We start from the raw sequence: 20,819 nt of genomic DNA on the forward strand, positions 1-20,819 counted from the left end.
GGCAATGCTGATAATAGCTGCTTTAGCGATTCTTCTGAATACGCCATAAGAACAACATCCGAGTTAGAGGACCACGCCAATGACGTCGATCTTTGACCAGGGCCTAGAGCCCCGGGACGCGAACTACGCTGTTCAATCCCCCATAGATTTTATCGAGCGCACGGCCAGTGTGTATCCGGATTACCCGGCCATCATTCACGGTGCTATCCGCCGCACCTGGGCTGAAACCTACGACCGCTGTCTGCGCCTGGCATCTGCCCTGAAAGGCCGTGGAATCGGCCGGGGCGACACCGTTGCCGTGATGCTGCCGAACATTCCGGCCATGGTGGAGTGCCATTTCGGCATCCCTATGATCGGTGCCGTGCTCAATACCCTGAACGTTCGCCTGGATGCCGAAGCCATCGCCTTCATGCTGGAGCATGGCGAAGCCAAGGTGGTGATTGCTGACCGGGAGTTCGGTCAGGTGATCAAGGACGCGGTGCGCCATCTGGAGCACAAGCCGCTGGTGATTGACGTGGATGACCCGGAATATGGTGAGGGCGTTCAGGTCAGCGATCTGGATTACGAGGCCTTCCTGCAGGAAGGGGACCCGCAGTTTCAGTGGAGTTTCCCGGATAATGAGTGGGATGCCATTTCCCTGAACTACACCTCCGGCACCACCGGTAATCCCAAAGGCGTGGTGTACCATCACCGCGGTGCCTACATCAACGCGCTGGGCAACCAGACGGTGTGGTCCATGGACATGCACCCGGTGTACCTGTGGACGCTGCCGATGTTTCACTGCAATGGCTGGTGTTTCCCCTGGACCATTACCGCCATGGCCGGTACCCACGTGTGTCTGCGCCGGGTAGACCCGGAGAAGATTCTGCAGCTGATTCGTGACCATCAGGTTACCCACATGTGTGGTGCCCCGATCGTCCTCAATGCCTTGCTGAATGCCTCACCGGAAGCCAAGGCGGGCATCGACCACGAAGTGAAGTCCATGACTGCCGGCGCTGCGCCCCCTGCCCAGGTGATTGGCTCCATCGAAGAAATGGGCATCAAGGTTACTCACGTGTATGGCCTGACCGAAGTCTATGGACCGGTCACTGTGTGTGCCTGGAAATCCGAGTGGGACGAGCTGCCTCTGCATGATCGCGCCAAGATCAAAGCCCGCCAGGGTGTGCGTTACCACACGCTGGGCGGCACCATGGTGGCTGATCCCAACACCATGCAGCCAGTCCCCAAGGACGGCAAAACCATCGGTGAGATCTTCCTGCGTGGTAACACCGTGATGAAGGGTTACCTGAAAAACCCGACCGCCACGGAAGAGGCGTTCCGTGGTGGCTGGTTCCACACTGGCGACCTGGCGGTGTGGCACGAAGACGGCTACATGGAAATCAAGGATCGCCTGAAGGACATCATCATCTCCGGTGGCGAGAACATCTCAACCATCGAGGTGGAAGATACCCTCTATCGTCATCCGGCCGTACTGGAAGCGGCGGTGGTTGCCCGGCCTGATGAGAAGTGGGGCGAAACCCCCTGTGCCTTCATCACCCTGAAGCCGGAAGCCGGGGATGTGTCTGAAGACGACATCATCAACTTCTGCCGCGAGCACCTGGCCCGCTTCAAGGTGCCCAAGACCGTGGTCTTCACGGAGCTGCCGAAAACCTCAACCGGCAAGATCCAGAAGTTCGTACTGAGGGACCAGGCCAAAGACCTGAACTGAATCCTTTAACGGCTGCGCCTGCCGGCGCAGCCATACCTCTCCACAAAAACAACACTGGCTGGCGCCTGAAACACGGTGTCTGGAGGTTTCTTTATGCAAATGTTCCACAGAAAAAACGGTGAAGAGCAGCCGTACTGGCCTGCTGGTCCCTTCAAAGTTCGTCTTCCGTTTGTGCATTACCGCTGGGAATTTGCGGAGATGGTGCAGGCGTTGATCATGTTTGTGGTCAGCCTGGCCATGATCCCGCTGCTGGAAAAATATCTCGGTGTTCCCTACGACGTGGCCCTTGCTTACGTGGTGATCTGCGGTATCGGCTTTATGCTGCCAGCCTTGCTGGGTGTGCCTCTGGTGCCCGGCTGGATTACCCCGGGTATTCCGGTGGTGCTGCTGTTCCTTTCCGATTATGAACCCGGTCCTGAGGCCATCCAGGCGCTGTTTGCATTGCAGTTCCTGGTGTTCTTGATCTTCCTGATTCTGGGCGTGACCCGTCTGGGCAGCAAACTGGTTAACTGGATTCCGCGCTCGATGAAGGGCGGTATCATTATTGGTGCCGGTATTGCGGCATTGATGGGTGAAATCGAGGCCGGCGGCCGCCTGGCCAACACGCCGATCTCCCTGATCGTGGGTGGTCTGGTGTGTCTGTATCTGATGTTCTCGGTCTCGTTCAAAGGCTTTGTCGACAAGAACGTGCTGGCCCGCAAGATTGCCAACTACGGCATGGTGCCGGGCATGGTGGTGGCCATTCTGGTGGGCTTTGCCACCGGCGAATACGATGTGCCAAACGTGGAGTGGGGGATCACCAAGCCAGCGTTCGACCAGCTGTGGAATTACCTGCCGTTTAGCGTTGGTTTCCCGGATCTGAATGTATTCCTGTATGCGATTCCGACCGCAGTCATTGCCTACGTCATTGCCTTCGGTGACATCGTGGTGGGTCAGTCCCTGATGAACCGTGTCGACCACCTGCGCAAAGACGAAGACATCGACAACAGCGTGGACCGCGTGCACCTGGTGACCGCTATCCGTAATGGCGGCCACGCATTCTTCGCGCCTTACCCTGGCCTGGCTGGCCCGATCTGGACGGCGGTGACCGCCACCATGGCCGAGCGCTACAAGTATGGCCGTAATGCCATGGATTCCATCTACAGCGGTGGTGGCACCTTCTGGATTACAGGCTTCATCGCACTGTTTGTGCTGCCGCTCGTGAGCTTCTTCCAGCCGGTGCTGCCGATTGCGCTGTCGCTGACACTGCTGCTGACTGGCTACATCTGTCTGATGGTGGGCCTGGAGCAACTGGAAAACAACACTGAACGTGGTATTGCTGGCACGATGGGCGTAGTACTCGCGGTTTACGGCGCGGGCTGGGGCCTGGCCACTGGTGCGGTGTTGTACTTCCTGATCGAGCGCACTCATATTCTCGGCTTTACCCCCGACCCGGAAGCACCGGGCTCGGAGCCGGTCAACGAGCACTGAACCTGATGCCGCCGTGTTCGGCGGCGGCATCTACCCACTGTGTGTCCTTGGGAGGCCTGAGCGCCTCCCTTTTTTGTTTCTGTCAAGGTTTCTGACAAGTTGTCATATTGTGACAAAGCGTCTTTTTTTCTTGAGGTATGCCTTCCGGTTTGCAGTTACGTGGGGGTAAACTGAGGCCGTTGATTAAAAATTATCCGCAGTCAAACTCCCGATAACAACAAACAGACCACAGGAGGCTGCCATGACGATCAGCTCCACCCCCGATGGTGTCACGGTCAAACCCCGGCACCTGCGGTTCGATGTTCGTACCGAACTGAGAACGCTCTGGCATGGCAACGATGCCTTTCGAACGGCCTTTTTCAATGCCTTGTCCCTGCAGTTTCCGGATGGCGAGCAACAGTTTATCAACGCAGTCCGGCTCTACCGGGATCAGATTACCGATCCCAAGTTGAAGGAGGAGATCAAGGGCTTTATCGGCCAGGAGGCTCTGCATAGCCGCGAGCACAAGGAATACAACGAGGCTCTGAAAGCCCGGGGCTACGATATTGATGCCCTGGACGAACGGTTCCGCAAACATATGGAGTGGGTCGGGCGCCTGCCGCCGAGTCGGCAGCTGGCCGGGACTTGTGGTGCTGAGCACTACACGGCCGTTCTGGCCAACGCCATTCTCAGTCACCCGGAGTGGATGGAAGGGGCGACTCCAACCATGAAGAGGCTGTGGCGCTGGCATGCCATTGAGGAAACCGAACACAAGTCGGTGGCCTTCGACGTATACCGTGCCTGTATTGGCAACGACAAGCTTCGCCGGATCGTGTTCCTGTTCGTAACCTGGAATTTCTTCCGCTACACCTTCCTTAATACCTGCAGCCTCCTGAAAACCGACGGCAAGCTCTGGAGCCTGAGAACCTGGTTGGGCGGGCTGAATTTCCTGTGGGGCAAACCGGGGGTTCTGCGCAAGTGCCTGCCGGATTTTCTGGCCTATTTCCGGCGGGATTTCCACCCGTGGCAGCAGGACAATCGCGGTTTGCTGGAAGCCAATCTGAGGGAACTGGAAGCCTGATCCGGTTCCCGGTTTGCTGAAATTTTCATCAGCCTGTGTAACACTGGGGCGCTGCAAAATAATCATAAAAAAGGGCGCTCCCGCCAGAGGACGCGCCCGAATCCGGAGACATTCAGCATGCGAGTTGGTCTGATCGTTGATAGCGCCTGTGATCTACCCTATGAATTCGCCCGCAAACACGACCTGTTTGTGCTGCCCGTCACGGCCATAATTGATGGCCAGACCTACATCGATAACCACGATCCTGTCCGTACCCAGGAGTTCTATCAGAGCGGCCTGCTCGATAAGGGGCACCAGGCGGAAACGGAGGCGTTCAGCGCCGAGCAGATTCATGATCTTTTCATGGAAAAAATTGTCACCGAATTTGATGTCGCCATCTGCGAAACTGTTACCCGCAGCCGGAGCCTGATTTACCAGAACGCATCTGAAGCCATGAACTCTGTGATGGCGCATTATGAAGAGGCGCGCAAGGCTGCAGGCCGGGATGGCAAATTTTCCATGCGGGTGATCGACAGCAAACAGATATTTGCCGGCCAGGGGCTGCTGGCGGCTCACACGCTGAAGCTGATTGGCCAGAAAGTATCGAAGAATGCGCTTCGCCATGAAGTGGAAACCTTCACCGACAAAATCTACACCTGTGTCATTCCCCGGGATCTGCATTACATCCGTGAACGCGCCCGGCGCCGAGGGGACAAAAGCGTGTCTGCGGTGGCGGCTTTCCTGGGTAAGGCGCTGAACATCATCCCGGTGATTTTCGGGCAGGGTGTGGAAGGCAAACCGGTTGCCAAGACCCGTAACTTCGACATGGCTGTGGAGAAGGTGATGAATTACGCGGTCGCCCGGGTGGAAGCGGGTTTGCTGACGCCGTATGTCAGCCTTTCCTGTGGCCTGAGCTGGACCGAAATCGAGGATCTGCCGGGCCTGAATCGCCTTCGGGACGCCTGCGAGCAGAACGGCGTTGAGCTGTTGTTGTCCCAGATGGGCATTACCAGTGCCATTTATGTGGGGCCGGGCAGTATCTGCCTGGCGTTGGCAGCCGAGCCTCACGAGTTCAGTGATTTTCAGTAAATCGAACGGGCCGGTCGCCAGACTGGCCCTGTATCACGCCTGAAGGTGTAGTTCGGGCAAACCCGCCTTACCCCGGAACGTGTTAGCCTCTTTGCCAGACAAGAAAACCTGGCAAAGGAAAACAGGCTTATGACCGAGACCACCTCAACCCTGGCGGACCAATTACTTGAAGCCCACGTTCGGCACGAGCTGAATGCCCTGAAAGGCGCCAAACTGAAAAAGTTCCTGCATCAGGAAGTGGACGAACTGCTGGAGTATGCCAATAGCGTGACCCTGGAACGCGTGGTCAGTGCCGAGCAGATTATGGGCCTGATCCGGCGGGTGGTGGTGAGCATGGAGCTGGATGCCGGCATTCCGGAGCTGGCAGCGGACCTGGCAACCGAAGTGTTGAAGGCCCCGGTTCAGAGCCAGACCAGGCTGGGCGATATTCTGTCCCGGGAGCAGGCCAGTGCGTTTGTTGAGGAAGCCCTGGAGTTGCGCCACCAGCGGGAACGGGTGATCAGTGAGATTATGGCGCACCCGGTTTATCAGGAGCTGGTGTCGAATGTGGTCTATCACGGCCTGGTGAACTACCTCTACGAGGATAATCTGATTACCCGCTCAGTACCCGGGGTGGGCTCGATGATGAAATTCGGCAAGAAAATGGCTAACAAGGCCGTGCCGGGGCTGGATGAGACCTTTGAACGCCGCATCAAGGCCTGGCTTTCGGACAGCCTGCCGAGCCTGATTGCCCGAAGTGAGCAGTTCCTGCACAAGGCTTTGAGTGATGACGAACTGCGTGACACAGTCATGGCGGCCTGGGTGTCTCTCGAAGACCGAACCATCGAGGATCTGCAGGACGGACTGGGTGATGTTCAGCTGCAGGAATTTGTGGTGCTGGGCTATGACTTCTGGCTGCATTTCCGCCAGACCCCGTATTTTGAGGGCTGTGTTCAGGCAGTAGTGGAGGGATTGTATGCCCGCTATGGTAACCAACCGGTGATGAACCTGCTCGCGGATATCGGCGTCACGCGGGAAGTGATTGTCACAGAACTTGAAGCGGTGGGCTTGCCGCTGGTGGATCTGCTCCGGCAGGAGGGCTATCTGGAGGCGTTGTTGCGGCGCAGGCTGGAACCGTTCTATCGTTCGGCGGCGACGAAAAAGCTGCTGGCGGCCGCTGGCTGAAACGCATCAGGGCCAAACACAAAAAAGGCCGGAGGTGATGCCTCCGGCCTTTTTGTTTGCGCGCGGCCTGGTCTCAGCGCTCCAGGTACTTGAGTTTGTCGGGCTTACCGTCCCACTCTTCGGCATCTGGCAGCGGGTCTTTCTTTTCAGTGATGTTGGGCCACTTGCCGGCCAGCTCTGCGTTGATTTCAACAAAGGCTTCCTGGCCTGCCGGTAGCTCGTCTTCCGAGAAGATTGCCTCGGCCGGGCACTCTGGCTCGCACAGGGCGCAGTCAATGCACTCGTCCGGGTCGATCACCAGAAAGTTGGGGCCTTCGTAGAAGCAGTCCACGGGGCAGACTTCCACGCAGTCGGTGTATTTACACTTGATGCAGTTATCAGTAACGATAAACGCCATAGTCAGATCCCTGGTTCGTAGAAGATTCAGTCTCATCAGGAGCCTGTCAGTTACCCGGCCCCGTTTATAATTTGGAGCGATATTGTAGGGAGCCCCCCACACTGCCGCAAGCGTTGGCCTGCTATATCGTTATTACCCAGATCAAGTTTGGCGCAGAATGCTGTTATTTTGCCAGTAACCCCTTGAGTTCATAAAGTTGGTTCAGCGCGTCTCTTGGGGTAATGCCGTCCAGATCGAGCTTCTCCAGGGCCTGTTCCACCACGCTCGGCTCGGCCACGGCAAACATGTCGCCCTGGTACACTGCATCCACAGTGGCGGTCTTAGCCGCAGATGGCGTAGCCGGTTCCGGCTCATTAACGCTCACGGGCGCCGGCGACGGGTTGCTGCCTGCTCCCAGGCCTTCCAGATGGGCCAGCTGGGTTTTGGCGTTGCGGATCACATCCTGGGGTACACCGGCCAGTTTTGCCACCTGCAGCCCGTAACTCTGGCTTGCCGGGCCATCGTGCACATTGTGCAGAAACACGATGGAGTCGTCGTGCTCGGTGGCGGTCAGGTGCACGTTAACCGCATGTTCGAGGTCATCGGCCAACTGGGTCAGCTCGAAGTAGTGGGTGGCGAACAGGGTGTAACACCGGATGTTCTTTGCCAGGTGCTCAGCCGTGGCCCAGGCCAGCGACAGGCCGTCGAAGGTGCTGGTGCCGCGGCCCACTTCATCCATCAACACCAGGCTGTGTTCGGTGGCATTGTGCAGGATATTGGCGGTTTCGGTCATTTCCACCATGAAGGTGGAGCGGCCACCGGCTATGTCATCCGAGGAGCCCATGCGGGTGAAGATCCTGTCCACCGGGCCAAGCACGGCGCGGTTGGCGGGCACGAAACTGCCGGTGTAGGCCAGCAGGGCAATCAGGGCGGCCTGGCGCATGTAGGTGGACTTACCGCCCATGTTCGGGCCGGTGATCACCAGCATGCGGCGTTTGGTATCCATCAACAGGTTGTTGGGCACAAACGGCTCGTCGAGCAGCTGCTCCACCACCGGGTGCCGACCTTCCTCCACATCAAATCCTGGCTGGTCGGTAAATTCCGGCGCGGTGAAGCGCAGGGAAGTGGCTCGTTCGGCGAAGTTGCTCAGCACGTCAAGTTCGGCCAGGGCCTGGGCGGCGTCCTGTAGCGGGGCCAGCTGTTCGGCCACGGTTTCGAGGACATCGTCGTACAGGCCTTTTTCCCGGGCCAGGGCACGGCTTTTGGCGCTCAGTGCCTTGTCCTCAAACTCTTTCAGTTCCGGGGTGATGAAACGTTCGGCGTTTTTCAGGGTCTGGCGGCGGATATAGTCCACCGGCGCCTGGTCAGACTGCGCCCGGCTGATTTCGATGTAATAACCATGCACCCGGTTGTACCCCACTTTCAGGGTGGAAATGCCGGTGCGTTCACGCTCCCGGGTTTCCACATCCAGCAGGTACTGGCCGGCGTTTTCACTGATGTTGCGGAGTTCATCCAATTCTTCGTCGAAGCCTTCGGCAATCACACCGCCATCACGAATCACCACGGGCGGGTTGTCGATGATGGCGCGTTCCAGCAGGTCGGCCAGTTCCGGGTATTCACCGATGACGGTGGCCAGCTTCACGACATGGTGTGAGTTGACCGGTTTCAGTGCCTCCTGCAGTTCTGGCAGGGCATGAAAAGCGTCGCGCAGGCGCGCAAGGTCCCTGGGGCGGGCAGAACGCAGGGCAACCCGGGCCAGAATCCGTTCGATATCACCCACCCGTTTCAGCAGATCGTGCACCGGCTCATAGTGGAAACCGTCCAGCAGCGCAGATACTGCCTGCTGGCGCTGGCGCACGCGCTCAACATCCCGAAGTGGACGGTTCAGCCAGCGTCGGAGCTCCCGGGCTCCCATGGCGGTGGCGGTGCGGTCCATCACCCAGGCCAGGGTGTGTTGTTGGCCACCCATCAGGTTGGTGTCGATTTCCAGGTTCCGGCGGCTGGCGGCATCCAGTATCACGGCGTCTTCCCGGCGTTCGCGGGTCAGTTTTCGGATATGTGGCAGTGCTGTGCGCTGGGTCTCCTTGGCGTATTGCAGCAGGCAGCCGGCAGCGCAAACGGCCAGGGTCAGGTCTTCGCAGCCAAAGCCGGTGAGATCGCGTACCTGCAACTGCTGGGTGATCACCCGGAGGGCGGTGTCCGATTCAAACAGCCAGGGGCCCTGGCGGCGTACGCCGGTGAAACCCTCAAGGATGTCGGTATAGGGAAAATCCTCGCTGATCAGGATTTCAGCGGGTCGCAGGCGCTGAAGCTCACCCTGCAGGGCTTCAAGGCTCTCCAGTTCCGACACCGCGAACCGGCCGCTGGAAATATCCAGTGAGGCAAAACCGAACTGCTCTTTGTGATGGTAGATGGCTGCCAGCAGGTTATCGCGGCGGTCTTCCAGAAACGCCTCGTCACTCAGTGTGCCGGGAGTGACAATGCGCACGACCTTGCGTTCCACCGGGCCCTTGCTGGTGGCAGGATCTCCAATCTGCTCGCAGATAGCGATGGACTGGCCCGCGCGAACCATGCGGGCAATGTAGCCTTCGGCCGAATGGAAGGGTACCCCTGCCATGGGAATCGGATTACCTCCGGACTGGCCACGTGCGGTCAGGGTAATGTCCAGCAACTCTGCGGCTTTTTTAGCGTCGTCGTAAAACAGCTCGTAGAAGTCCCCCATGCGGTAGAACACCATCTCGTTCGGGTGTTCTCCCTTGATTTTCAGGTACTGCTGCATCATCGGGGTGTGCTTGGACAGGTCCGTCATAGTTCCTCAATTCTTCCGGGTAAACATCGGCAAGGGTGGTGGCACGCCGTTCGGGATACCAAAACCCGCGATGGTACCACGGTCCGGAGGTGTCGGCAGCCGGTCAGTCACTCAGGGCATCATCAGTCCGGGATAGTCTGTCGCCAGCCTTTGCAGGTCAGCCGGTTCGTCGACGTCGTTCAGGGTTTCGCTCTCCGCCAGCCGCCACCCCAGGGCCGCCAGACGCTGTCGGGTGATGGCGGCCACCTGTTCGGTACTCCAGGGTATATCCGTGAAGAGGGTCGGGCTGAAACGCCGGAGCCCCAGCAGGGCATAGCCGCCGTCGGCGACCGGACAAAGGCAGGCATCGTGGTTCAGGAGGTCGCCGGCCATTTGCCTGAGTCGGTTGGCGTCAAGATCCGGGCAGTCTGTTCCGATCAGGATCACCGGTAAGCCGGCTGTCAGGGCATGTCTGGCGGCTTCCGCCATGCGATGGCCCAGGTCACCTTCAGCCTGGGAAGACAGGATGGCTCGGTCCCCAAGGTCCAACTGTTGCCAGTATTCTGCCGCAGGATCCGGGCTGACACAGAGCTCCACCGGGCCGATATTGGCGTCGAGGGCCTGCGCTAGAGTGTGCCGCAGCATGCGGTCTGCCAGCCGGGCGGCACCGGCCTCGCCCAACGCCGGGATCAGGCGGGTTTTTGCCTTTCCAGGTCGGGGTTCTTTGGCGATAACAATAATACGTGTCTGGTTCATCGGTAACGGGCTGCCAGTTGGTCTGCGGGAACGCCGCGCCAATAGGCCCAGCGCAACTGCCACATTAAAAAGATCGTCCGCCAGCCGCCGCGCTGGTCCCAGCGCCGGCCGGAGGTGACCACTCTGTCCCTCAGACACACCGGGGGCGTGATGTGTTTCAGGCGTTTGCAGATTTCCACATCTTCCATCAGTGGTTGTTCCGGAAAGCCTCCGACCTGCTCGAACAGGGTTCGAGTCATAAACAGGGCCTGATCGCCGGTGGCGATGCCGGTCAGTCTCGAGCGCAGGTTCATCATGGCGCCAACGATCGGCAACAGGCCGGAGCGGCCGTCGATACAAACATCAAAACGGCCCCAGCTGGTTTCTGAGCGTGCCAGGTGAGTCATCACTTGCGTGTCCGCATGCTCCGGCAGCCGGGTGTCCGCGTGCAGGAACATCAGGAAAGGCGATTGGCTGGTGCGGGCTCCAGCATTCATCTGGGTTGCGCGTCCGCGGGCAGAGCGGATCAGGGGAACCCCCCTTGCTTCAATGAGACTGTCCGATTTGTCGTCGCTGCCGCCATCCACCACAATGATTTCGGCGCCCCGCTGACGCCAGGTTTCCAGGTGGCTCAGCAGCGGTTCGATACCCTCGATCTCGTTGAGAACGGGGACGATGATTGCGAGCCGGGGATCTTCTTCGCGTATTGGGTGTCGCAACATGGGTTTTGGTGGCCTCCTGAGAGGAGCATATCAGAGCTCGGGGTGGTGAGCATGGCAGGCGGGAGATGAGGTTATGAAACGACTGGTTTTGCTGGGTGCCGGCCACGCTCACATGGTGGCGTTGCGTCAGTTCGCGCGCGAGCCGTTGCCGGAAACGGAGCTGGTGGTGGTGTCACCGTCCCGGTGGCAGTACTACTCCGGGATGATCCCGGGCTGGCTGGCCGGGCACTATCGCCTCGATCAGTGTCGTGTCCTGGTCGAGCCCACGGTGATCGCCGCCGGTGGCAGGCTGGTGCTCGATCGGGCTGTTGAATTGCGGGCAGCCGAGCAGGAGGTCGTGTTGGCAAGTGGTGAACGGGTGCCCTACGATCTGCTCTCTGTCGATGTTGGATCGGCCAGTGACAGTGCCGTGCTGAACGAGCCGGACAGCATGATCCTCGGTGTTAAGCCCGTCGAACGATTTGCTGAAGACTGGCCGGCAACCGAAAGATCCCTGCGCGCCAGAGCGCGCCCGCGCATTGTTGTTCTTGGTGGAGGCGCTGGAGGTGCGGAGATCGCTATGGCCCTGGCCCGGCGATCAGCGGACTGCGACCAGGCGGGCGTTGTTCTGGTGGCCGGCAGCAATGGTGTAGTGCCGGGCTTTCGTCCCCGCTTTCGCCGCCTGGTGCGGCGGGCGCTGATGCGCTGCGGTGTCGAGATTGTTGAGGAGTATGGCGAACCGGTGGTTGATGGGGTCCGGTTGGCTGGTGGGCGACGAATGCGGGCCGATGCGGTTCTGGTATCTACCGGTGGCAGGGCTCTGCCCTTTCTGGAAGCCAGCGGCCTGGCCGTAGACGAAGCCGGTTTTGTCAGGGTAGACGCCAGCCATCGCAGCACGTCTCACCACAATGTGTTTGTGGCCGGAGATGCCTGTAGCCGGGTTGACCAACGGCTGGACCGTTCCGGGGTACACGCGGTTCGTGCCGGGCCGATACTGGCCCGCAATCTTGCGGCTGCGATATCGGGTAAACCGTTGGTGCGTTTCTATCCGCGCAGGTTTTCGTTGTACCTGTTGGCGGCGGGAGACTGCACGGCGATTGGTAGTTATGGCCCCTTGACGTTTTCGGGCGCCTGGGTCTGGAAGTGGAAAGACCGCATTGATCGCGGATTTGTTGACAGTTTTCCCGGAGCCTGAGAATGGCGACGGGCATTACAGGAAACGGGAGAACCGTATGAATGTGACCGACGGACAATTGGCCAAGGCTGGTGACGCGCTGGCGGCGGCGCTTGAGCGCAGGCGGATGACCATCGCTACCGCTGAAAGCTGCACCGGTGGCTGGGTGGCCAAGGTGCTGACTGACCGGGCGGGTTCGTCCGCCTATGTTATGGCGGGTCTGGTGACCTACAGTAACGCCGCGAAGCAGGCCATCCTTGGCGTACAGGCTGATACTCTGGAGCAGTGCGGGGCGGTCAGTGAACCGGTGGTGCGACAGATGGTGACAGGTGCCATACGTGCCACAGGCGTGGATATTGCCGTCGCTATCAGCGGTGTTGCCGGGCCGGGTGGGGGTAGTGCAGACAAGCCGGTTGGTACGGTCTGGTTTGCCTGGGGCAGCCGGGCTGACAACACCGAAGCCCGGGTAGCGCATTTCGATGGCGATCGGGATCAGGTGCGCCGGCAGTCGGTTTTGTATGTATTAGAAGGAGTTACCGGATTTGTCGAAACCCTGTGAGGATTTTCACCTTTCCGGGGGTTGGTCTCCTTCTGGCCATATGTTTTAATACTGTTCAAATATACAGGAAAACACTGGATGGCTATTCAGGTTTTCTCCGGATTCTGCCGCTTTGGCCAACAAGGTTGAGCGGCCCTGGTAACGAGGGTTTGCAAGAATGGAAGATAACCGCAAGAAAGCACTCGGCGCAGCGTTGAGCCAGATCGAACGTCAGTTCGGTAAAGGTGCTGTAATGAAGATGGGCGACCAGCCCCGTGAGGCGATTCCTGCCGTATCCACCGGCTCCCTTGGGCTGGATGTTGCTCTGGGCATTGGTGGTCTTCCTTACGGCCGGATCGTTGAGATTTACGGCCCGGAGAGCTCCGGTAAAACCACGCTGACTCTGCAGGTTATCGCGGAAGCGCAAAAACAGGGTAAAACCTGTGCCTTTGTGGATGCCGAGCACGCACTGGACCCGGTTTATGCGGAAAAGCTGGGTGTTAACGTTGATGAGCTGCTGGTTTCCCAGCCGGATACCGGTGAGCAGGCGCTGGAAATTGCCGACATGCTCGTGCGCTCGAACGCGGTGGACGTGATCATAGTCGATTCGGTAGCGGCCCTGACCCCGAAAGCGGAAATCGAAGGCGAGATGGGCGACAGCCACGTGGGTCTTCAGGCTCGCCTGATGTCACAGGCACTGCGCAAGCTTACCGGTAATGTGAAGCACGCCAATTGCCTGATGGTGTTCATCAACCAGATCCGTATGAAGATTGGTGTTATGTTCGGTAGCCCCGAGACCACCACCGGTGGTAACGCCCTGAAATTCTATTCCTCTGTGCGTCTGGATATTCGCCGTATCGGTTCGGTGAAAGACGGCGACGAGGTGGTGGGCAACGAAACCCGCGTAAAAGTCGTCAAGAACAAGGTGTCGCCTCCGTTCCGGCAGGCGGAGTTCCAGATCATGTACGGCAAGGGCATCTACCACATGGCGGAAGTGCTCGACATGGGCGTGAAAGAAGGCTTTGTGGACAAATCCGGCGCCTGGTACGCCTATAACGGCGACAAGATCGGCCAGGGCAAAGCAAACGCTTGTAAGTTCCTGGAAGAGAACCTGGATATCGCCAATGAAATCGAGGCTAAAGTGCGTGACAAGCTGATGCCCAAGCCGGTCAAGAAAGAGACGGCGGAGGCTCCTGCTGAAGCCAATGGCGAACTGCTATAAATTCTAAAAAGAGAAAGATAGGGAGGCGTGACATGAAGCGACTGCTGATTGTGGCTCATGCCCCGTCTCCGAATACCCTGAGATTACGGAGCGCCATCGAAAATGGCGCTCGTAATCCGGACATCGAAGCGGTAGAGGTGGTGGTAAAGGCGCCTCTCGAAGCTGGCCCCGAAGACATCCTCGCATGCGACGCCATCATCCTGGGCACCACGGAAAACCTCGGCTACATGTCTGGCGCCCTGAAAGACTTTTTCGACCGCAGCTACTATCCCTGCCTGGAGAAAACCCAGGGCCTGCCTTTTGCCTTTTATATCCGTGCCGGCCATGATGGTACCGGGACCCGCCGAGCTATTGAGACCATAACCACAGGGCTGCGCTGGAAGCTGGTGCAGGATGCACTGGTATGCCGGGGTGAATTCCGGCCCGAGTTTGAAGAGCAGTGTTACGAGTTGGGTATGGCAGTGGCGGCCAGTCTTGACGCCGGCCTGATTTGATCAACTGGCGTAGCGGTTGTAGAAGCCTTCAATACGGGACAGTGCGTTGTCCATCGTTCGTGAGTAGGCATTTTTGTCCAGGCAATAGGCAAACTGCAGACTGACCCGATATCCCGCCTGGTAGGGCTGGCAGGCGATAACCCGGGCGCCGACCCGGGATTCACTGATGTACTTGCCCTCGATATCAAGAAACAGTCGCACACCTACATCCACCGGTCGTGGGCAGAGAACCGCCATACCATAGCGGTTCATGTCCAGGCAGGTAACTGCCACAGGCTGTTTGCCACGGCCGAAGAAACCGCGCTCACGCAGTTGAACCCTCAGGCAGGACGCCGGAAAACGATCCTTGATGCGGCGATCTGCGGAATTATTCGTCATGTTTTCAGTCATCACGTGTCTTGTACTTGTTGTGGCCGGATTCCGTCCGGGAGATGAAGTGTAGTAATCGACGGCTTGCATGAAAAATGACCACGGCCGGATTTGTGACCAAGTTGGCACTTGCGGTCGGCTCTGGCCCCTTTCGATAAAACCGGACGAGGTACGCGACAGACCCGGCCCCAGGCACTACAATGGCGGGCCTGAAATCCGACAAAACTGACCGTTACGGGAAGCCAATTTGAAGTCTCTGCCCCTGCATCAGCTGTATAAAGCCTGCGTCCTCAAAGACCTGCCATTCAAGACCACAAGGCAACTTGAGCCCCTGGCCGAAATCGTGGGCCAGAACCGTGCCCAGGAGGCCGTGCGCTTTGCCCTGGCCATGCCCCATGGCGGCTACAACGTCTATGCCGTGGGTCGGAATGGGCTGGGCAAGCGAACGATGATGCTGCGTTACCTTGAGCATCATGTGGACACGCTGCAGCAAAGCCATGACTGGTGTTATGTCGCCAACTTCGAGGAACCGCGTAATCCCAAGCTGTTGCAGCTGCCGGGAGGTATGGGGACCCAGCTGAAGCAGGACATGGAAAAGCTGATGACCCGGCTGGTGAAAACGATCCCCCAGACTTTTGACAGCGACAGCTTTCTGGAACGCTCGGAGCAGTTGAAGAATGATTACGGCAAGAGGCAGGAAGATGAGCTGGCCAAAGTGGCTGCCCAGGCCAAACGGAAAAAGGTAAGCCTGACGGTAACCACCCCCGGTGGCTATCGCCTGGTCGCCATGAACGGCGACGAGCCTCACACGGCGGAAAGTTTCCAGGCTCTGACCGAGGAGCAGCGGGACAAGTTTGAGGACTCGATCAACAAGCTTGAGAAGAAGTTGCGCCAGGCGTTGCGGAAAATGGCGGACTGGGAACAGGAATATGCCGACAAACAGCAGGCTCTGAACCAGGAGACCCTAGAGGGTATCTCCGGCCATCAGATTGACGAGCTGGTGGAGAAATACCGTGAACAGCCCGATGTGGTTACATACCTGGAGGCGGTTCGCAAAGACCTGGTGGATAACCTGGATATCTTCCTGGAAGACGACGAGGAGCAGGCTGCCATTGCCTGGGCCGCACTGGACAAGAGAATGCCCCGGCGCTACCTCATCAATGTGCTGGTGCATCAGAAAACCAATGAAGTACCGGTGGTGGTGGAAGATAATCCCACCTATCACAATCTGTTCGGCTATGTGGAAAACGTGACCTACAAGGGCACGGTCTTTACCGACTTCTCTCTGATTCGGGCCGGAAGCCTGCACCGGGCCAACGGTGGCTATCTGCTGATGGACGCCATCAAGGTGCTGGAGCAGCCGTTCGTATGGGATGGTCTGAAGCGCGCATTGCGATCAAAATCTATCCAGATCAACTCCCTGGAGCGGGAGCTGACCCTGTCCGGCACCATTTCCATCGAGCCGGAGGCGGTTCCTCTGAACGTCAAGATTGTGTTGTTCGGCGATCGGGAAACCTGGATGCTGCTGCAGGAATACGATTCCGAGTTTGCCGAGCTGTTCCGGGTAACGGCGGATTTCGAAAACGAGATGTACCGCACCGAAGAGAGCCAGTTGCTGTACGCCAAGTTCATCTCCAGCCTTGTGGTTGAGAAGAAGCTGTTGCATTGCACCAACAAGGCGGTGGCTCGCATTATCGAGCATAGTGCCCGCATGGCTGACCATCAGGACAGGCTGTCGTTGCATGCCGCCGACATCGCCAACCTGTTGCGAGAGTCGGATTTCTGGGCCCGCCAGGCTGGTGCCAAGCTGATTTCTGAGGTACATGTGGAACGTGCGCTGGAGAGCGCCCGTTACCGCAGCAGTCGCATCCGTGATCAGTTCTATGATTCCATCCGGGACGGTTCCACTCTGGTGACCACCACGGGCACCTGCGTAGGTCAGGTAAACGCGCTTTCGGTATTGTCCACCGGTGGCTTCGAGTTTGGTTTGTCCAATCGTGTGACCGCAAGCTGCTACTATGGAGATGGCGGAGTCATGGACATTGAGCGCGATGTGAAGCTGGGAGGCAATATCCACTCCAAGGGCGTGATGATTCTGAGTTCCTGGCTGGCCTCTCATTTTGCCGTGAACGATCCCATGCACCTGTCTGCCAGCCTGACCTTTGAGCAGAACTATGGCGAGGTGGATGGCGACAGTGCCTCGTTGGCGGAACTCTGTGCGCTGATTTCGGCCTTGTCCGGCATTCCGGTGCGGCAGGATCTGGCCATTACCGGCTCTGTTAATCAGTTTGGCGAGGTTCAGCCGATTGGTGGTGTGAACGAAAAGGTGGAAGGCTTCTATGCCACCTGTGAGCTTAAAGGTGGTCTGACCGGCAGCCAGGGTGTCATCATTCCAACCACCAATGTCCAGAACCTGATGTTGGACAGCGAAGTGGTGCAGGCGGCCCGGGCAGGGCGGTTTGCCGTGTACCCGGTTGCCCGGGTGGAAGAGGCGATTACACTGTTACTGGGCAAGCCGGCGGGCAAAGCCGATGAGAAAGGCAGGTACCCCAAGCAGAGTGTTTTTGGCATTATTCAGCAACGGCTCGAAAAAATGCGCGAGCATGAGCGGCAGGAGCACGCCCGGGACGATCATAAAGATCCGTCCATTCACTGACCGGCACCATAATAAAACGGACAGGAGAGTACAGATCCATGACTGAGATCCAGCAAACTGTGTACGTGGTAGAGGACGATGAAGCCGTTCGTGATTCACTGGAGTTGTTGTTGAAATCCGATAGCAAGCCGGTGAAAACCTACGAAAGCGCCAATGCCTTTCTGAAGGACTATTCCGACAAGATGGCCGGCTGCATCGTGCTGGATATCCGTATGCCCGGGATGGATGGCATGGAGCTTCAGAAGAAGCTTAACGACAAGCATTCGATCCTGCCCATTATCTTTGTGACCGGCCATGGCGATGTGCCGATGGCGGTGGACGCCATGAAAGAGGGCGCCGTGGATTTCATCCAGAAGCCCTACCGTGAAGAGGCTCTGCTGGAGAAGATCGAGGCGGCCCTGGAGCAGGATCAGGAACAGCGTAAATCCCTGGACGAAAAACAGGAAATCATCCGCCGGGTGAAGAGCCTGACGCCCCGCGAGCGGGAAATCATGGACCGCATGATTGCCGGCCAGGCCAACAAGGTCATCGCCATTGAGTTGGAAATCAGCCAGCGTACCGTGGAGATTCACCGTTCCCGCGTAATGCACAAAATGGGCACCCATTCCCTGGCCCATCTGGTACGTATGGTCCTGTCCGTAAAGGACCTTATCGACTAGGACGGCCGGCACCGTCATCATGTCCGAACGTTTTTAACCGGCCGTATTTCTATGACTGAAACTGTCAGTGAGAACTCCGAGGTGACGGTTCTGTTGGTGGACGACAACCCGCAGAACCTGAAGGTCCTCTACGAGACCCTGAAAGACAAAGGCTACCGTTTGCTGATCGCCAACGAAGGCGAGAAAGCACTGGACCTTGCCCACCGACACCACCCTGAAGTCATCCTTCTGGATATCATGATGCCGGAAATGGACGGCTATGAGGTCTGCGAGCGCCTGAAAGCCGACCCGCAAACGGCCGACTGCGCGGTGGTGTTTCTGTCGGCACTGGATGATCTGCAGGCCAAGGTAAAAGGTTTTTCTCTTGGCGGCGCGGATTACATTTCCAAGCCGTTTCAGTCCCAGGAAGTGATTGCGCGGGTGAAAACCCATGCCCAGGTGATTCGCCTTGAGCGTGAATTGCAGGCCCGGAACCGCGAACTCCAGGGTGATCAGGCCCGGATTCTCAATTCCATCAGCGAGGGCATCTACGGCCTCGACGAGAATGGCATCATTGAATTCGCCAATCCCGCTGCGGGCATGATCATGGGCTGCCCGGTTGAAGACCTGATCGGCAAGAGCTTTTTTGATCTGCATTTTTCCACCGCGTCAGATTCGGAAGACAACCTGCCGGTAATGGCTACCTGCCGGCAAGGCGTGGCCGAGAACCAGCGCGATATCCGTATGCTACGGGCCGACGGTTCCGGTTTCCCCGCGGAGTATCGCTCAACGCCAAAGCTGGATGACGAAGAACTCCACGGCGCGGTGGTGGTGTTCCGGGATATCACTACCGAGCTGGAAAACGAGCAGGCACTGGAGGATGCCCGGGCCATGGTTCAGGAGCAGCGGGATCAGCTGGCCCACACCTCCCGTTTGAGCACCATGGGCGAGATGGCGGCGGGATTTGCCCATGAAGTCAATCAGCCACTGACGGCAATCACCAATTACGCCCGAGTGGCCAAGCGTATGATGGGCAAGGAGCAACCCGACCTGGGTTTGCTGCAGGAAACCCTGGACAAGGTCGAGGCTCAGTCCCATCGCGCCAGCGAAATCATCCGCCGGATCCGGCGATTCATGAAAAAACCCGCCACCGGTAAGGAAATACTCTCGGTTCCCGGTTTGCTGGAGGATACCCGCCAGTTTGCCGAAGTCGACATGCGCAACAACGAAGGTGGCATCGAGGTACAGGTAGAGGATTCGCTGCCGGATGTGCTGGCCGACCCCATACAGGTGCAGCAGGTCGCCCTGAACCTGATACGCAATGCCCTGGAAGCCACCCGCAGTGCCGGCGCGGCAACGCCGGTTGAAGTGAGTGCCCGCCGTTGTGGCGACCACTGTGTCCGGGTTCAGGTGCGGGACCATGGCATCGGAGTCGCCGAAGAGGCCGAAGAGAAACTGTTTCATCCGTTTCATACCACCAAGGACGAGGGTATGGGTATCGGATTGGCCACCTGCCGCTCCCTGATTCAGGCCCAGGGCGGCGAAATCGGATACGAACGACCGGACGACGGCGGCGCTTGTTTCTGGTTCACCCTGCCTGTTTCCGGAGCCGAAGGAGGGCTCTGCGCTCCGGAGGAATAAGCGCTACAGCCAGTCGATGCGCCCGGTCAGATGCGGGGCATCGCCTTTCGCATTCAGTAACTGGAAATCCCAGCCATCCTCTCCTGTCTGCCAGTTCAGCATCGCGTTTCCCGGCAGCAGCAGGGGTTTCTTGAACTGGCAACTGGCCCGCACAGGGCCATCCTTCCAGCCCTTCTGATTCTCCAGCAGCGCCAATGCCCGTGCTTTGCTCCACATGCCATGGGCAATGGCCCGTGGAAAGCCGAAGGCTCTGGCGCTCAGGGCGTGCATGTGGATCGGGTTTCGATCCCCCGAGACTTTGGCGTATTGCCGGCCCAGGTTTTCCGGGGCCTTGATCGCTTCGGAGAATGGGTAGGTTTCCAGCTCCGGTTTCGGTTTGGTGCTGGTTTTACCGGGGCCGTTGGTTATCCGGAACAGGTTGGTACTGACTTCCTCCCAGATCAGGCGTCCTGAGGCTCTCGCTTCCGTCACCAGGTCAAATTCCAGCCCCCGGTCGGTGCGTTGCTGGTTGTCCAGGATAACCCTGAGGTTCAGGTTTTCGCCTGCGGCCAGAGGGCGATGCTGGGTGATGCTGTTTTTCAGATGCACCAATCCCAGCAACGGCAGCGGGAATGCGGGTTCGGTCAGCAGTTTCAGATGCAGGGGGAACGCCAGGATATGCGGCCAGGTCACTGGCAGTCGGGTTCCCGGGTGAAAACCGCAGACCTTCAGGTAATCACGGAGGGCGGGGGTGTCCGTTGTAACGCCCAGGAGGCTGGCCTCAAGTCTTGGAATCTGCACCGCTTGGGGGTGGTTCTTTCCGGATTTCGGCAGCAGTGCCTTACCGTACAGAGGCAAGAGGGCAGGGGGCGTGTGGTGATAAACCAGTGGCGCGGACATCGTAGCGTTCTCCTTGGTCGGCCCCGGGGCCGGCATCCATGTGCATGTCTTGATGGCAATGTGATTTTATATTGGGCGTTGCCAATTTCTGGTACAACTGTGCGTATGTGGCCTGATATGCTCTAATGTACGACGAAA

At 58.4% G+C, this 20,819-nt stretch carries 18 protein-coding genes; 12 read left to right on the top strand and 6 right to left on the bottom strand.

Annotated features, from left to right (window positions below):
- The first annotated feature begins 79 nt into the window (after window positions 1-79).
- The 5 genes from QPL98_RS13030 to QPL98_RS13050 all read left to right on the top strand — a co-directional run bounded on the left by QPL98_RS13030 (window position 80) and on the right by QPL98_RS13050 (window position 6,470).
- Window positions 80-1,708: an acyl-CoA synthetase gene (locus tag QPL98_RS13030; RefSeq protein WP_014420961.1), complete on the top strand. Its 1,629-nt coding sequence runs from the start codon at window positions 80-82 to the stop codon at window positions 1,706-1,708.
- Between the two features lie 93 nt (window positions 1,709-1,801).
- On the top strand, window positions 1,802-3,178 hold the full coding sequence (locus QPL98_RS13035) for a solute carrier family 23 protein (protein WP_303293394.1): 1,377 nt from the start codon (window positions 1,802-1,804) through the stop codon (window positions 3,176-3,178).
- 241 nt (window positions 3,179-3,419) lie between these two features.
- Window positions 3,420-4,238 carry a metal-dependent hydrolase gene (locus QPL98_RS13040; RefSeq protein ID WP_011785563.1) on the top strand — a complete coding sequence of 273 codons (819 nt, stop codon included), beginning with the start codon at window positions 3,420-3,422 and terminating at the stop codon, window positions 4,236-4,238.
- 117 nt (window positions 4,239-4,355) lie between these two features.
- Window positions 4,356-5,306 carry a DegV family protein gene (locus QPL98_RS13045; protein ID WP_011785562.1) on the top strand — a complete coding sequence of 317 codons (951 nt, stop codon included), beginning with the start codon at window positions 4,356-4,358 and terminating at the stop codon, window positions 5,304-5,306.
- A gap of 129 nt (window positions 5,307-5,435) precedes the next feature.
- Window positions 5,436-6,470: a hypothetical protein gene (locus tag QPL98_RS13050; RefSeq protein ID WP_011785561.1), complete on the top strand. Its 1,035-nt coding sequence runs from the start codon at window positions 5,436-5,438 to the stop codon at window positions 6,468-6,470.
- 73 nt (window positions 6,471-6,543) lie between these two features.
- Here the strand turns inward: QPL98_RS13050 and fdxA are convergent, their stop codons facing one another.
- The 4 genes from fdxA to QPL98_RS13070 all read right to left on the bottom strand — a co-directional run bounded on the left by fdxA (window position 6,544) and on the right by QPL98_RS13070 (window position 11,091).
- Window positions 6,544-6,867, bottom strand: a complete 324-nt coding sequence (gene fdxA / locus QPL98_RS13055) for a ferredoxin FdxA (protein WP_011785560.1) — start codon at window positions 6,865-6,867, stop codon at window positions 6,544-6,546.
- A gap of 163 nt (window positions 6,868-7,030) precedes the next feature.
- On the bottom strand, window positions 7,031-9,655 hold the full coding sequence (gene mutS / locus QPL98_RS13060) for a DNA mismatch repair protein MutS (RefSeq protein WP_303293395.1): 2,625 nt from the start codon (window positions 9,653-9,655) through the stop codon (window positions 7,031-7,033).
- Window positions 9,656-9,766: 111 nt separating this feature from the next.
- Complete coding sequence (locus QPL98_RS13065) at window positions 9,767-10,390, bottom strand: TIGR04282 family arsenosugar biosynthesis glycosyltransferase (protein WP_153741373.1); 624 nt, start codon at window positions 10,388-10,390, stop codon at window positions 9,767-9,769.
- Entirely contained in the window at window positions 10,387-11,091 is a 705-nt protein-coding gene (locus tag QPL98_RS13070) for a TIGR04283 family arsenosugar biosynthesis glycosyltransferase (RefSeq protein ID WP_286715197.1), read from the bottom strand. Before QPL98_RS13070 ends, QPL98_RS13065 begins: the two co-directional genes overlap by 4 nt.
- A gap of 73 nt (window positions 11,092-11,164) precedes the next feature.
- Here QPL98_RS13070 and QPL98_RS13075 point away from each other — a divergent pair, with 73 nt between their 5' ends.
- The 4 genes from QPL98_RS13075 (at window position 11,165) to QPL98_RS13090 (ending at window position 14,498) form a co-directional block, all read left to right on the top strand.
- Entirely contained in the window at window positions 11,165-12,265 is a 1,101-nt protein-coding gene (locus QPL98_RS13075) for an FAD-dependent oxidoreductase (RefSeq protein WP_286715199.1), read from the top strand.
- A 37-nt stretch (window positions 12,266-12,302) separates the two neighbouring features.
- The gene (locus QPL98_RS13080; protein ID WP_286715201.1) at window positions 12,303-12,803 is read left to right on the top strand and encodes a CinA family protein; all 501 of its coding nucleotides are present in this window, start codon (window positions 12,303-12,305) and stop codon (window positions 12,801-12,803) included.
- Between the two features lie 157 nt (window positions 12,804-12,960).
- Window positions 12,961-14,004, top strand: coding sequence for a recombinase RecA (gene recA, locus QPL98_RS13085; protein WP_011785554.1), 1,044 nt, complete (start codon window positions 12,961-12,963; stop codon window positions 14,002-14,004).
- A 32-nt stretch (window positions 14,005-14,036) separates the two neighbouring features.
- Window positions 14,037-14,498 (top strand): flavodoxin family protein, encoded by a 462-nt coding sequence (locus tag QPL98_RS13090; protein WP_014420968.1) that lies wholly within the window; start codon window positions 14,037-14,039, stop codon window positions 14,496-14,498.
- Here the strand turns inward: QPL98_RS13090 and QPL98_RS13095 are convergent, their stop codons facing one another.
- Complete coding sequence (locus tag QPL98_RS13095; RefSeq protein ID WP_031210250.1) at window positions 14,499-14,876, bottom strand: PilZ domain-containing protein; 378 nt, start codon at window positions 14,874-14,876, stop codon at window positions 14,499-14,501.
- A 238-nt stretch (window positions 14,877-15,114) separates the two neighbouring features.
- On the opposite strand from QPL98_RS13095, the gene QPL98_RS13100 reads away from it, so the two are divergent.
- Genes QPL98_RS13100 through QPL98_RS13110 form a run of 3 tightly spaced genes read left to right on the top strand, consistent with a single transcriptional unit; the run spans window position 15,115 to window position 19,802 of the window.
- Complete coding sequence (locus tag QPL98_RS13100) at window positions 15,115-17,523, top strand: Lon protease family protein (protein WP_011785551.1); 2,409 nt, start codon at window positions 15,115-15,117, stop codon at window positions 17,521-17,523.
- A 38-nt stretch (window positions 17,524-17,561) separates the two neighbouring features.
- Complete coding sequence (gene fixJ / locus QPL98_RS13105) at window positions 17,562-18,182, top strand: response regulator FixJ (protein ID WP_014420970.1); 621 nt, start codon at window positions 17,562-17,564, stop codon at window positions 18,180-18,182.
- Between the two features lie 51 nt (window positions 18,183-18,233).
- A complete protein-coding gene (locus QPL98_RS13110; RefSeq protein WP_113878883.1) occupies window positions 18,234-19,802 on the top strand; it encodes a response regulator in 1,569 nt (522 codons plus the stop codon).
- Between the two features lie 3 nt (window positions 19,803-19,805).
- On the opposite strand, the gene QPL98_RS13115 is transcribed toward QPL98_RS13110, so the two are convergent.
- Entirely contained in the window at window positions 19,806-20,681 is an 876-nt protein-coding gene (locus tag QPL98_RS13115) for a MaoC family dehydratase (protein WP_303293396.1), read from the bottom strand.
- Between the last annotated feature and the right edge of the window lie 138 nt (window positions 20,682-20,819).

This window comes from Marinobacter sp. ST-43 (assembly GCF_030541085.1).
Classification (GTDB): Bacteria; Pseudomonadota; Gammaproteobacteria; order Pseudomonadales; family Oleiphilaceae; genus Marinobacter; species Marinobacter nauticus.

Coding starts and splice junctions, on each gene's coding strand:
- QPL98_RS13070 (WP_286715197.1), bottom strand. CDS start 11,091: ATGTTGCGACACCCAATACGCGAAGAAGATCCCCGGCTCGCAATCATC.
- QPL98_RS13110 (WP_113878883.1), top strand. CDS start 18,234: ATGACTGAAACTGTCAGTGAGAACTCCGAGGTGACGGTTCTGTTGGTG.
- QPL98_RS13075 (WP_286715199.1), top strand. CDS start 11,165: ATGAAACGACTGGTTTTGCTGGGTGCCGGCCACGCTCACATGGTGGCG.
- QPL98_RS13080 (WP_286715201.1), top strand. CDS start 12,303: ATGAATGTGACCGACGGACAATTGGCCAAGGCTGGTGACGCGCTGGCG.
- QPL98_RS13090 (WP_014420968.1), top strand. CDS start 14,037: ATGAAGCGACTGCTGATTGTGGCTCATGCCCCGTCTCCGAATACCCTG.
- recA (WP_011785554.1), top strand. CDS start 12,961: ATGGAAGATAACCGCAAGAAAGCACTCGGCGCAGCGTTGAGCCAGATC.
- QPL98_RS13095 (WP_031210250.1), bottom strand. CDS start 14,876: ATGACGAATAATTCCGCAGATCGCCGCATCAAGGATCGTTTTCCGGCG.
- QPL98_RS13030 (WP_014420961.1), top strand. CDS start 80: ATGACGTCGATCTTTGACCAGGGCCTAGAGCCCCGGGACGCGAACTAC.
- fdxA (WP_011785560.1), bottom strand. CDS start 6,867: ATGGCGTTTATCGTTACTGATAACTGCATCAAGTGTAAATACACCGAC.
- QPL98_RS13115 (WP_303293396.1), bottom strand. CDS start 20,681: ATGTCCGCGCCACTGGTTTATCACCACACGCCCCCTGCCCTCTTGCCT.
- QPL98_RS13045 (WP_011785562.1), top strand. CDS start 4,356: ATGCGAGTTGGTCTGATCGTTGATAGCGCCTGTGATCTACCCTATGAA.
- QPL98_RS13065 (WP_153741373.1), bottom strand. CDS start 10,390: ATGAACCAGACACGTATTATTGTTATCGCCAAAGAACCCCGACCTGGA.
- QPL98_RS13035 (WP_303293394.1), top strand. CDS start 1,802: ATGCAAATGTTCCACAGAAAAAACGGTGAAGAGCAGCCGTACTGGCCT.
- QPL98_RS13040 (WP_011785563.1), top strand. CDS start 3,420: ATGACGATCAGCTCCACCCCCGATGGTGTCACGGTCAAACCCCGGCAC.
- fixJ (WP_014420970.1), top strand. CDS start 17,562: ATGACTGAGATCCAGCAAACTGTGTACGTGGTAGAGGACGATGAAGCC.
- mutS (WP_303293395.1), bottom strand. CDS start 9,655: ATGACGGACCTGTCCAAGCACACCCCGATGATGCAGCAGTACCTGAAA.
- QPL98_RS13050 (WP_011785561.1), top strand. CDS start 5,436: ATGACCGAGACCACCTCAACCCTGGCGGACCAATTACTTGAAGCCCAC.